The sequence below is a fragment of the Streptomyces griseorubiginosus genome, assembly GCF_036345115.1.
In the GTDB taxonomy this organism is placed as follows: Bacteria; Actinomycetota; Actinomycetes; order Streptomycetales; family Streptomycetaceae; genus Streptomyces; species Streptomyces griseorubiginosus_C.
The window spans coordinates 2,902,856-2,915,666 of record NZ_CP107766.1 but is presented as its reverse complement, the minus strand read 5'-3'; the positions used below and the strand labels follow the sequence as shown (position 1 = coordinate 2,915,666).

The window sequence follows — 12,811 nt, the reverse complement described above, 5'->3', positions numbered from 1 at the left end:
TCGAACAAAGGGTGGTGTGATGGTGCACGCCGAGAACCAGGAACAACAGCCCCGACCCGAAACGTACGTCGTCGGGGTCGACTACGGAACTCTCTCGGGGCGGGCCGTCGTGGTCCGGGTGTCCGACGGCGCCGAGGTGGCCGCCGCCGAGCACCCCTACCCGCACGCCGTCCTGGACCGGCAGCTGCCCGACGGGACCGCGCTGCCGCCGGACTGGGCGCTCCAGGTCCCGTCCGACTACATCGACGTGCTGCGGATCGCCGTACCCGAGGCGCTGGAGCGTGCCGGAGTCCGTCCCGAGCAGGTCATCGGTATCGGCACCGACTTCACCGCGTGCACGATGGTGCCGGTGCTGGCGGACGGCACCCCGCTGTGCGACCTGCCGGAGTACGCCTCCCGCCCGCACGCCTACGTCAAGCTGTGGCGCCACCACGCGGCACAGGCGCAGGCCGACCGGATCACGGAGCTGGCGGAGCAGCGCAAGGAGCCGTGGCTGAAGCGGTACGGCGGGAAGATCTCCTCGGAGTGGGAGTTCGCCAAGGCCCTTCAGCTGCTGGAGGAGGACCCCGAGATCTACGCCCGCGTCGAGCGGTGGGTGGAGGCCGCCGACTGGATCGTGTGGCGCCTGTCCGGGACGTACGTCCGCAACGCCTGCACGGCGGGTTACAAGGGCCAGTACCAGGACGGCAGTTACCCCTCGCGCGAGTACCTGGCCGCCCTCAACCCGGACTTCGCGGACTTCGTGACCGAGAAGCTGGAGCACCCGATCGGTCAGCTCGGCGACCGTGCCGGTGGGCTGACGGCCGAGGCGGCCGCCTGGACCGGGCTGCCGGAGGGCATCGCGGTCTGCGTCGGCAACGTCGACGCCCATGTCACGGCACCCGCCGCGACCGCCGTCGAACCCGGTCGGATGGTCGCCATCATGGGCACCTCCACCTGCCACGTGATGAGCTCCGACCAGTGGGCCGAGGTACCCGGCATGTGCGGGGTCGTCGACGGCGGCATCCTGCCGGGCCTGTGGGGCTACGAGGCCGGACAGAGCGGCGTCGGCGACATCTTCGGCTGGTTCGTCCGCAACGGTTTCCCCGCCGGGTACGCCGAGGAGGCCGCGGCCCTGGGCCGCGACCCGCACGAGCACCTCACCGCGCTGGCGGCCGAACAGGCCGTCGGTGAGCACGGGTTGATCGCGCTGGACTGGCAGAGCGGCAACCGCAGTGTCCTGGTCGACCACGACCTCAGCGGCGTCCTGGTGGGCCTGACCCTCTCGACCCGCCCCGAGGACATCTACCGGGCCCTGCTGGAGGCCACCGCCTTCGGTACCCGCACGATCATCGAGGCGTTCACGGCGTCCGGGGTCCCCGTCCAGGAGCTGATCATCGCGGGCGGTCTGATGAAGAACGCGCTGCTGATGCAGATCTACGCCGACGTCACGCGGCTGCCCCTCGGCGTCATCGACTCGGCGCAGGGGCCCGCCCTGGGCTCGGCGATGCACGCCGCGGTCGCCGCGGGCGCCTACCCGGACATCCGGGCCGCCGCCCAGGCCATGGGCAAGGCCCGTCCGGCCGTCTACCTCCCCGACCCGGAGCGCGCGGCGGCGTACGACCGCCTCTACGCCGAGTACCAGTTGCTGCACGACTACTTCGGCCGTGGCACCAACGAGGTCATGCACCGCCTGCGCCGTATCCGCGCCGAAGTCTCCGCGTCCTCCTGACCCGCAAGCCTGAAAGGAACCACCCCTCATGAACACCAACGCCCCCGCTTATCCCGATCACGAGATCTGGTTTCTCACCGGCAGCCAGGGCCTGTACGGCGACGACGTGCTGCGCCAGGTGGCGGAGCAGTCGCGGAGCATCTCCGAGACGCTGGGCCGTCCGGGCAAGGTGCCGGTCAAGATCGTGTGGAAGCCGGTGCTGACCGATGCCGAGGCGATCCGCCGGATGTGCCAGGAGGCTTCCGCGTCCGACACCTGCGTGGGTGTGATCGCGTGGATGCACACCTTCTCGCCGGCGAAGATGTGGATCGCGGGCCTGAGCGCGCTGGACGTGCCGCTGCTGCACCTGCACACCCAGTACAACCTGTCGCTGCCCTGGCCGAGCATCGACATGGACTTCATGAACCTCAACCAAGCAGCCCACGGGGACCGGGAGTTCGGCCACATCGAGTCCCGCGTGGGCGTGGACCGCAAGATCGTCGCCGGTCATGCCACCGACCCGCGCGTGATCCGCCGGATCGCCGCCTGGGCCCGGGCCGCCGCGGGCCGGCACGCCTCGCGCGGCCTGCGCCTGGCCCGCTTCGGCGACAACATGCGCGATGTCGCGGTCACCGAGGGCGACAAGGTCGAGGCCCAGATACGGTTCGGGTTCTCCGTCAACACCTACGGCGTCAACGACCTGGTGGCCGTGGTCGACGAGGTCGAGGACAAGGCGGCGGCCGAACTCGCCGCCGAGTACGTCGAGTTGTACGACGTCGTGCCCTCCCTGCGTCCCGGCGGCATCCGCCACGACTCCCTGCTGTACGCGGCCCGCCAGGAGATCGGCCTGCGCACCTTCCTGACCGAGGGCGGCTTCACCGCGTTCACCACCAACTTCGAGGACCTGGGCGGGCTGCGCCAGCTTCCCGGCCTGGCCGTGCAGCGGCTGATGGCGGACGGCTTCGGCTTCGGCGGCGAGGGCGACTGGAAGACCTCCGCGCTGCTGCGCACGATGAAGGTGATGGGCCAGGGACAGCCCGGCGGCACCTCCTTCATGGAGGACTACACCTACCACCTGGGCCCCGGCGAACCGCGCATCCTGGGCGCCCACATGCTGGAGGTCTGCCCCTCGGTGGCCGCCGACCGTCCCAGCTGTGAGATCCACCCGCTGTCCATCGGCGGCCGTGAGGACCCGGTCCGCCTGGTCTTCAACGCGGCCGAGGGCCCCGCCGTCGTCGTGGGCCTGTCCGACCTGGGCGACCGTTTCCGCCTCACCGCCAACGCCGTGGACGTCATCTCCCCCAACGAGCCGCTGCCCCAGCTCCCCGTCGCCCGCGCGGTCTGGAAGCCACAGCCCTCGCTGGCCGAGTCCGCCGAGAGCTGGCTGCTGGCGGGCGCCCCGCACCACACCGTCCTCAGCTCGGCGGTCGACATCGAGACCCTCACCGACTACGCGTCCATGACCGGCGTCGAACTGCTCACCATCGACCAGAACACCACCACCGAGCAGTTCGCCAAGGAGATCCGGTGGAACGCCGCCTACCACCGACTCGCCCAGGCCCTGTGACGGCCGCGCACCGGACTCCAGGAGAGAACCGATGACCGTACACGTCCGCGACGGCCTCCGGCAGGAGGTCCTGGACGCCAACCTGACCATCCCGAAGGTCGGCCTGGCCACCCTGACCTGGGGCAACGTGAGCGGGGTCGACCGCGAGGCGGGCGTCTTCGTCATCAAGCCCTCGGGGGTGCCGTACGACGACCTGGGGCTGGAGCACCTGGTGACGGTACGGCTGTCCGACGGCGAGGTCGTCGACGGCGACCTGCGTCCCTCCACGGACACCGAGACCCACCGCTGCCTGTACCTGGCGTTCCCCTCGATCGGCGGGGTGACCCACACCCACTCGACCCACGCCGTCGCGTTCGCGCAGGCCCGCCGGGACATACCGGTGCTCGGCACCACCCACGCCGACACCTTCAACGGGCCGATCCCCGTCACCCCGGACCTGACCGCGGAGCAGTGCGCGAAGGACTACGAGTACAACACCGGGCGCGTCATCGTGGACCTGCTGGAGGAGGACGACCAGCGGGCGGTCGAGGTCCCGGCCGCGCTGGTCGCGAACCACGGCCCGTTCACCTGGGGTTCGACGGCCCGCAAGTCCCTGGAGCACGCGATCATCTGCGAGGCCGTCGCCGACATCGCCCTCCACACGCTCAGCCTCGGCCCGACCGCTCCACCGCCCCCGCACCTCCTCGCCCGCCACTACACCCGCAAACACGGACCCGACGCGTATTACGGCAACCCGTGACTTCACCCTGACCGCCGGGTACGTGACGAGCCGTCACGTACCCGGCGGTGCCTTGTCTTTCACCGCCCGGTCGGCAGCCATGCGTCGATGACAGCGGTGAGTCTGTCCTGGCCCGTGAAGACGTGCCCGTTCACGGGGCTTGGCCCACCGCACAGGCGGCCGACTTTCCCGTGAGTTCCGTGCGAGGCAAAGGTTTTACCTCTCCCAGTCGCTTTCCGGGACGGCGAATGGCCTGTCGCCGAGGCAACTGCCCCCTCCTTGTGGATCCCTTGCCCGGGAGCTGATCCTTTGATCGGTGAATCCTGTCCGTCTCTTTGCCCGTTGCCGGTCACTTGTGGGACGTTTTGATCCACTTGGTTCTGTTGAGGGTTCATTGACTTAAGAGATCCCTCAGGTTTTGATCACCCGGCCGTGATCGGCGGCACGCCCCGTTGTCGTCAACGGGCCGATGGTGCGCCTGGCGAGGGGAAGGGCGAAGTGACGGGACCACGAGCGGAACGCCGGGAGCCGCGGGATCGCCCGGCTGAGGCAGGGCCATCTTTGCCTCGCCGCGGGTGAGCCGCCGCTCTGGAGACACGCGCGAGGAGAACCTGGCGCGACCCTTCAGGCACCGTTCCGGCTGAAACCGGCGGGCGGGAAGGCGCGGTTCGCCCCCAAATCCGAGCGGTACGAACTCGTCACCGGCGCCGGGACGTACGACCTCGCGGTGCCGAAGAAGGACGGGGAACTGGTGCGGCACGCGCTGGGCGGTGCGCCGACGCCCGAGTGAGCCGCGGGTGAGTGCCGCACGCACCAGGCCGCAATGGCCGATCCGTTCTCGACTCCCACGCTCAGGCCCGGAGCGGGCCGATTCCCTGAGGAACGCACCTTGAGACGCAGCACCCTCGTCGCGGCAGCCACGGCGACCGCCCTGTCCGCCACCCTGCTCACGGGCCTGTCTCCGGCCCAGGCGGACGACGACGCCGGCCCCGTCCTGGTCGGCGCGGACGGCTGCCACGGGCCGGGACTGATCTGCGTGACCGCGCACTCCGACAGCCCCCTCACCCGCATCACGGCCCACTTCTTCCCACTGGCCGCACCGACGGACGCCCCGGAAGCCGGATCGACCGAGGACTTCACCCAGTACTCCGGACCGGACGCGACGTCAGGCACCTGGCAGGCACCGGTCCACCTGCCCGACCTCGGCGACTACCGGGTGACCGTCGACCTCCAGGACGCCTCCGGCGCCACCCTCACCGGCGCCCTCTCCCCGTACGACCTCGAGTACCGGACCGTCGTCACGATCCCCGACCTGTCCGTCACCCCCAGCGCGCCGGACTACCTCCACCAGCAGGTCTCCGTCAGCGGCACCGCCCTCGCCGAGGACCCCCGCCACCCGGACGCCCCCACCCCCGCCGCCGGCGTACCCGTCCTCATCGACACCTGGCGAGGCCGGCTGACCGCGACCACCGCGGCCGACGGGCGCTTCGACACCACCTTCGTGCCCACCTACACGACCATGTACGTGTCCGCCGCACCCCAGGCCTCCGACGACTACCCGGGCGCGATCGACCTGGTGACACCCGAGCAGTTCGTGCAGACCACCCAGGCGCCCGTCCGCCTCACGGCGAGCACCCACACCCTGAACCTGCGGCAGGGCGCCACCGGTACCGTCACCGGCCGCGCGGAGATCCAGACCGCCGCCGGCTGGCAACCGCTGCCGCACACCCCGATCGGCATCGACGACACCGGTACCGGCTATCTGATCGGCGAGACCACCACGGACAGCCAGGGCGCCTACACCCTGCGCGTCCCGTCGGACAGCCCGGCGCCGAACGCAGAGATCTACGCGGCCGACGCCAACCTGCCCTTCCAGCAGCAGGCGACCGAACCCTTCAGCCTCCACGTCGCCTACACCACGCACATCGGCGTGAGCGCAAGCCTCAACGACGACTCGTCCCTCGCGGTCGGCGGCTACGTCTACTTCGAGGATCCCCGCGCGAAGTGGCCCGCCAAGCCCACCGTCACCCTCCAGTACTCCCAGGACGGCAAGAGCGGCTGGAAGAACGCCGCCACCCTGCCCATCAAGCTCCGCTACAACAAGCCCCAGTTCGAGGAGACGTTCGCCCGCACCTTCACCACGCCGGACAGCACCGCGTACTGGCGCGCCCGCTTCAACGGCAACCCGGACCTGGCGACCAGCACCACCAAACCCGTCCACCTCTACCGCTACGCCACCCGCGTCACCGGTTTCCACGCCACCCCGGACCCGGTCCGCAAGGGCCGGCCGATCCGTTTCGCCGGCACGTTGCAGTACAGGAACGGCACCACCTGGAAGCCGCTCTCCGGCGCGGCACCGTCCCTCTACTTCCGCCCCCGCGGCTCCACCACGTACCACTACGTCACCGACCTCGCTTCCGACCGGCACGGCCACCTCGTCGGCATGGTGACCGCCGGACGCGACGGCACCTGGGCCCTCGCCCTCAGCCGCCAGACCGGAGACCACTACCTGAGAAGCCCCCGGGTCACCGACTACGTCGACGTCCGCTGAACTCCCGCCGGGGGTCGCCACGACGGCGTAAAGATCCGCTCATGGTTCCTTAGCGAACAGAGACTCCAACTGTCGTGTCCTGATAGGAAATGCACACTTCGACCATCGTCCCCACCACGGGTGTGACGGTGTGTCAGTTCCCTAGGAGAATTCCGCATGGCCAAGAGGGCCCACGCCGCGCCGGGACGTCCCGAGCACGCGGCGGTCAAGACCGGCAGACGGCCGAGAGTGATCACGGCGGCGTCCGCCGCCGCCGTCGCTCTGTTCGTCCTCACCGCGACCGCCCAGGGCGCGGTCGCCCAGGGGGGAACGGCCGGATCGAACCCACCGAAGCGAATAGGGGCGGCACCGCGTGTCCCGGCGGGTGCGACGGTCACTGGCACGACCGCGTCGGGAACCCGGCTGCACCTCAGCGTGAACCTGGCCCCGCGTGACCCCCGGTCGCTCGCGGACTTCGTCACCGCGGTGTCCACACCGGGGAACGCCCAGTACCACCACTACCTCGCCAAGGGGCAGTTCGCCTCGGTCTTCGGTCCTACGCAGGCCACCGTCGCGGGAGTCTCCCGGGCGTTGAAGGCGGCCGGTCTGACCCCCGGCAAGGTGAGCCCGGACGGCCTGTCTATCCCGGTGACCGCCACCGCCGCGCAGGCGTCCCACGCCTTCGGCACCGGCTTCCGCAACGTCCGGCTCAAGGACGGCACCACCGACTACCTCAACACCTCGGCCCCCGCGCTGCCCGCGAACGTGGCCTCCTCGGTGACCGGGATCGTCGGCCTCAGCAGCATCAACACCATCAGCAGCCACCACTCCGCGGTGCGTCGCACCAGCAGGCACACCTCCGCCACCGCCTCGGCCGTCTCCGGACGCGGTGCGAGCGCGGCGACCGCCGACGGGTACACCCCGGCACTCTGCGCCGACTTCACCGGCTCGGGCCTGACCGACGGCACCGACTACTACAGCCCCGGCAAGCTGGCCGGCGCCTACGGGATGACCAGCTCCGCCACCGCCGGTGCGGGGCAGACCGTGGCCGTGTTCGAGCTGGAGAACGTCGACGCCGCCAGCATCGCCGCCTACCAGTCCTGCGTCGGCACCAACACCCCGGTGTCCCACGTGTACGTCGACACGACGTCGGGTGCCGGTGCGCCGGCCACCGACGGATCCGTCGGCGTGGAGTCCGCGCTCGACATCGAGGACCTGATCGGTCTGGTGCCCGGCGCGAGCGTCATCGACTACCAGGGCCCGGACGCCGAGTCCGCGACCGACCAGAACGTGCTCGACGTCTACCAGCGGATGGTCACCGACGACCAGGCGCAGGTCATCTCCACCAGCTGGGGTGAGTGCGAGGCGGTCGAGAGCAGCGCGACCGCGAACGCCGAGAACACCGTCTTCGCGGAGGCCGCCGCCCAGGGGCAGAGCGTGGTCGCCGCCTCGGGCGACGACGGTTCCAGCGACTGCTACCGGGCGACCGGCTCCACGGCCAAGGCCGTCGACGACCCCGCCAGCCAGCCCTACGTCACCGGGGTCGGCGGCACCACGATGACCACCTCGGGCAGCACCAGCACCCAGACGACCTGGGGCAACGCTTACGGCGGCACCGGCGGCGGTGTCTCCTCGCGCTGGGCGCCCGTCGTCTACCAGGGCGGTGTCGCCACCACCACCAAGCGGGCCGTCCCGGACGTCTCCGCCCTGGCGGACCCGGCCGACGGATACCCGGTCTACTTCCAGGACGACAGCGAGTCCGCCGCCCCCGTGCCCGGCATCGTCGGCGGCACCAGTGCCGCGGCCCCGACCTGGGCCGCCGCGATCGTCCAGGCCAACGCCGGCACGGCCTGCCAGGCCAACGGGCGGGTCGGCTTCCTCAACAACGCCCTCTACCGGGCCGCGCGCGGCAGCTACCCGACGGACTTCTGGGACGTCACCAGCGGCAACAACTCCGTCTACGCCACCGGCTACACGGCCACGGCCGGCTACGACGAGGTGACCGGCCTGGGCTCGCCCAGGGAGGCCGGCCTGACCTCCGCCCTGTGCCCGGCCCAGGGCACCGCGGCCACCGGCGCCTCCACCTTCCACGCGCTCAGCAGCCCCAAGCGCCTGCTGGACACCCGCAACGGCACCGGCTGGGGCCTCAGTTCCGTCCCGAGCACCAAGCCCCTGGTCGCGGGCGGCACCGCCCCGGTCAAGATCGAGGGCGCCGGGGGCATCCCCAGCAGCGGCGTGACGGCCGTCGTGCTCAACCTGACGGTCACCGGCACCACCGGCTCGGGTTCGCTGATCGCCTGGGCCGACGGCACCAGCAAGCCGTCGACCAGCAACCTCAACTGGACCGGCGCGAGCCAGACCATCGCCGCGTCGGCGACCGTGAAGGTGGCCGCCGACGGGGTCGTGGACCTCTACACGAGCAGCACCACCCACCTGATCGCCGACGTCCAGGGCTACTGGACCAGCGGCACCACCGGCTCCAAGTACACGGCCCTGACCCCGGCCCGCCTGCTGGACACCCGCTCCAAGGTCGGCATCTCCACCACCAGCAAGATCACCAACGCGGTGATCAGCCTCAAGGTCCGCGGTCATGGCGGCGTGCCGACCGGCGCCACCTCGGTGGTCCTCAACCTGACGGCCACCCAGACCGTCGGCGGGGGATACCTGGAGGCCTACCCCGAAGGCGCCACCCGCCCGACCGCGTCCAACGTCAACTGGTCGGCCACCGGCACCACCATCCCCAACCTGGTGATCGTGCCGATCGGCAGCGACGGCAACGTCAGCATCTACGTGCACGGCACCAGCCACGTGATCGCCGACGTCTCCGGCTACTTCTCCACCAGCGGCGCGACCTTCCAGACGGTCACCCCGCTGCGCCTGCTGGACACACGCCAGACGACGGCGCTGGGCTCCGGCAAGACGCTGGCCGTGCAGATCTCGGGCCGCGACGCCATCCCGTCCACCGGCGTCAAGGCCGTGGTCCTGACCGTCACCGTCACCGGCACCACCGGCAGCGGCTACCTCACCGCCTGGGCCGACGGCGGCAGCCGTCCGACGGCCTCCAACCTGAACTGGGCCCAGGGCAAGACGATCGCCAACCAGGTGATCGTGCCCGTCGGTTCGGACGGCAAGGTGGACTTCTACACGAACAGCACCACCAACGTGATCGCGGACGTGGCCGGCTACATCAGCTGACCCGACCGACAACACGACCACGATGCCCCGCCGGCCTGGACCGGCGGGGCATCGTCACGAACAGGTCCTGAGGCACCTGCACCACCGTGAACGCAGGGGCTGCCCGGACCCCGCCCCCTCAGCACTCGATGATGTAGTCCGCCAAAGAGGTCTCACCGTAGGAATCCCCTTTACTTCTTGAGCTGCGGATGTCCTTTTCCTTGTCTTTTCGAGAAGGTGTAGCTAGGGGGCGTTCATGTGACGCTGTGACTTTTGTGCAAGTGGGTTGAGAACGCCGTGGAGGCCATCCCCCCGGAGGGGCATACGATGTGGGTATACTGCCCAGGCTCCGCGACCCCAAAGACGATCACAGGGAAAAAGAGTCAAACCATGATCACCGCATTCGACCATCTCGGTGAGACTCGCCGGATCGATGGCCCTGAAGACGTCTCAAGATCCCTTGACGAGGTGTTCAGCACCGCCCCGGGTGCGGAAACTCATGTGAAGGCAGAGTGGGTGTTTCTGGAGGATGAAGGCGACCAGACGCCAATCAGCATGCTAGAGGTCAGCGCCAATATGCAAAATGGTCTTGGTGGCGTGGTCTGGTTCGCTGGATGGGATGATGCCAGGAGATTCAAGAAGGACCCAGACGACCAGCAAGACGACTTGGGAGATCACTTCTGGCTGTCCGACACCGATAATCCTCCGAACTCCGATCCTGAAGTAATGTCGGATCACTACAGCCCGCTATATTTCGATCCGCGTTGCGTTCTCCCGATCGTGGAAATTCGTAAAGTGGTCGAGGAATACTGTCGAATTCAGGGAAACCGGCCCGCAGGAATCAATTGGGTTGCTGGTACGCAGGGTGGCAGTCGGTACACGACCGACGCCTAGCGGTTCCGGGCGCGGCCGGTTCCTCACCCTGGAGCGCTATGCTCCGCCTGCGCTGCCGACGCGTTCTCGACCCAGGCGGTGTATCCGTCGTACAGGTCAATCAGCTCGCCGACCGAACCCGCAGGGTCTCAGCGCGACAGATGACGACCAAGGCCCTGTCCGGGGTGTGGAAAGCGAGATCGAATGGCGCTGAAGGTGTTGGGAGAAACACCACTTTTCCTGGAAAGTCAAAGCGAGGTGAGGGCGTATCTTGACGTAGTATTCGCTGAAGGCAGCCGACTCAAGTCGTCAGTGGAATTGGCTTTCCAGGTCATCTGGGACGTGGCCTCAGACAAGGTTTACGCATCAACTCCAGACAACGTGCTTTCGATCGGAATCAATTTTTCGTCGGAGTATGCGGGGATTCTCTGGTATTGCGAGGGAACGGTTTCCCATCGAGTATCCGCAGAGGTCGGTCACGATGTCGCGAACCACGCATGGGTGTCTCTGAACCCAACCGCTCCGGACTCGGATCCCAAGGTTCTCTCTGATCCGGGATGCCCTACCTTTTTCGACCGAGTCAGCGCGCTGCCTCTGTCCAGCATTCGGCCGGTGGTGGAAGAGTACTTTCGGGCGGGGACCGGCTTCAGGCCTACGCAAGTTCAGTGGACGAAAGGCCATTACACGGGGGAGCTGTACGTGGAAGAGGACGAAGCGTAGGGCCAGCAGAGCATGCGGGCCCGGCGAGGCTCAATCTTGTCAGGATGATCACTCCCGCATCTTGAGGAAGCTGAATCCCGGGGCGTTCCGGGGACCTTCCGCCGCGAAAGCAGGGAAGCCCCCCGACACCGCTGAAAGACGCGAACGCGCCGGCCGGACCCCGCCCCCCTCAGCACTCGATGATGTTCACCGCCAGCCCGCCCCGAGCCGTCTCCTTGTACTTCACGCTCATGTCCGCCCCGGTGTCCTTCATGGTCTTGATGACCTTGTCGAGGGACACCTTGTGCGAGCCGTCCCCCCGCAGCGCCATCCTCGCCGCCGTGACCGCCTTCACCGCGGCCATGCCGTTGCGCTCGATGCAGGGGATCTGGACCAGCCCGCCGACCGGGTCGCAGGTCAGGCCCAGGTTGTGCTCCATGCCGATCTCGGCCGCGTTCTCGACCTGTTCGGGGGAGCCGCCCAGGACCTCTGCCAGCGCGCCCGCGGCCATCGAGCAGGCGGAGCCGACCTCGCCCTGGCAGCCGACCTCGGCGCCGGAGATGGAGGCGTTCTCCTTGAAGAGCATGCCGATGGCACCGGCCGAGAGGAGGAAGCGGACCACGCCGTCCTCGTCCGCGCCGGGCACGAAGTTCATGTAGTAGTGCAGGACCGCGGGGATGATGCCGGCCGCGCCGTTCGTCGGGGCGGTCACCACCCGGCCGCCGGCCGCGTTCTCCTCGTTGACCGCCATCGCGTACAGCGTGATCCACTCCATGGAGTGGGCCAACGCGTCCCCCTCCGCCCGCAGTTGACGGGCCGTCATGGCGGCCCGCCGACGCACCCGCAGACCGCCCGGCAGGATGCCCTCCTGGGACATGCCCCGGGACACACAGGCCCGCATCACGCGCCAGATCTCCAGGAGCCCGGCCCGGATCTCGTCCTCCGTGCGCCAGGCCCGCTCGTTCTCCAGCATCAGCGAGGAGATCGACAGGCCGGTCTCCTTGGTCAGGCGCAGCAGCTCGTCACCCGTGCGGAAGGGGTACTTCAGCACCGTGTCGTCGAGCTTGATGCGGTCCTCGCCGACCGCGTCCTCGTCCACGACGAAGCCGCCGCCCACCGAGTAGTACGTCTTCGACAGGAGCTCGGCGCCCGAGGCGTCGTACGCCCACACCGTCATGCCGTTCGCGTGGTACGGGAGCGCCTTGCGCCGGTGCAGCACCAGGTCGTCGTCGAAGGAGAAGGCGATCTCGTGCTCGCCGAGCAGCTTCAGCAGCCCCTCGGACCGGATCTCGGCCACTCTGTCGTCCGCCGTCGCCACGTCGACCGTACGAGGAGACGCCCCCTCGAGTCCCAGCAGCACCGCCTTCGGGGTGCCGTGACCATGGCCGGTCGCGCCCAGGGAGCCGTACAGCTCGCAGCGGACGGAGGCGACCGACGGCAGCAGGTCCTCGTTGCGCAGGCGGCGGGCGAACATACGGGCCGCGCGCATCGGGCCGACCGTGTGGGAGCTCGACGGGCCTATGCCGATCGAGAACAGGTCGAAGACCGAGATGGCCACGG

The 12,811-nt window shown here is 69.1% G+C and carries 8 protein-coding genes; 7 read left to right on the top strand and 1 reads right to left on the bottom strand.

Going from position 1 to position 12,811, the window contains the following annotated elements; all coding sequences use genetic code 11:
• Positions 1–19: 19 nt before the first annotated feature.
• The 7 genes from araB to OHN19_RS12900 all read left to right on the top strand — a co-directional run bounded on the left by araB (position 20) and on the right by OHN19_RS12900 (position 11,272).
• A complete protein-coding gene (gene araB, locus OHN19_RS12930) occupies positions 20–1,711 on the top strand; it encodes a ribulokinase (RefSeq protein ID WP_330264338.1) in 1,692 nt (563 codons plus the stop codon).
• Positions 1,712–1,739: 28 nt separating this feature from the next.
• Entirely contained in the window at positions 1,740–3,257 is a 1,518-nt protein-coding gene (gene araA, locus OHN19_RS12925) for an L-arabinose isomerase (protein ID WP_330264337.1), read from the top strand.
• 31 nt (positions 3,258–3,288) lie between these two features.
• A complete protein-coding gene (araD, locus tag OHN19_RS12920) occupies positions 3,289–3,996 on the top strand; it encodes an L-ribulose-5-phosphate 4-epimerase AraD (RefSeq protein ID WP_330264336.1) in 708 nt (235 codons plus the stop codon).
• An 868-nt stretch (positions 3,997–4,864) separates the two neighbouring features.
• On the top strand, positions 4,865–6,526 hold the full coding sequence (locus OHN19_RS12915; protein ID WP_330264335.1) for a hypothetical protein: 1,662 nt from the start codon (positions 4,865–4,867) through the stop codon (positions 6,524–6,526).
• A gap of 156 nt (positions 6,527–6,682) precedes the next feature.
• A complete protein-coding gene (locus OHN19_RS12910; RefSeq protein WP_330264334.1) occupies positions 6,683–9,700 on the top strand; it encodes a S53 family peptidase in 3,018 nt (1,005 codons plus the stop codon).
• Between the two features lie 369 nt (positions 9,701–10,069).
• Positions 10,070–10,573 carry an Imm1 family immunity protein gene (locus OHN19_RS12905; protein ID WP_330264333.1) on the top strand — a complete coding sequence of 168 codons (504 nt, stop codon included), beginning with the start codon at positions 10,070–10,072 and terminating at the stop codon, positions 10,571–10,573.
• Between the two features lie 183 nt (positions 10,574–10,756).
• Positions 10,757–11,272, top strand: coding sequence for an Imm1 family immunity protein (locus OHN19_RS12900; protein ID WP_330264332.1), 516 nt, complete (start codon positions 10,757–10,759; stop codon positions 11,270–11,272).
• A 169-nt stretch (positions 11,273–11,441) separates the two neighbouring features.
• On the opposite strand, the gene OHN19_RS12895 is transcribed toward OHN19_RS12900, so the two are convergent.
• Positions 11,442–12,809, bottom strand: a complete 1,368-nt coding sequence (locus OHN19_RS12895) for an L-serine ammonia-lyase (RefSeq protein WP_330264331.1) — start codon at positions 12,807–12,809, stop codon at positions 11,442–11,444.
• Positions 12,810–12,811 lie beyond the last annotated feature (2 nt).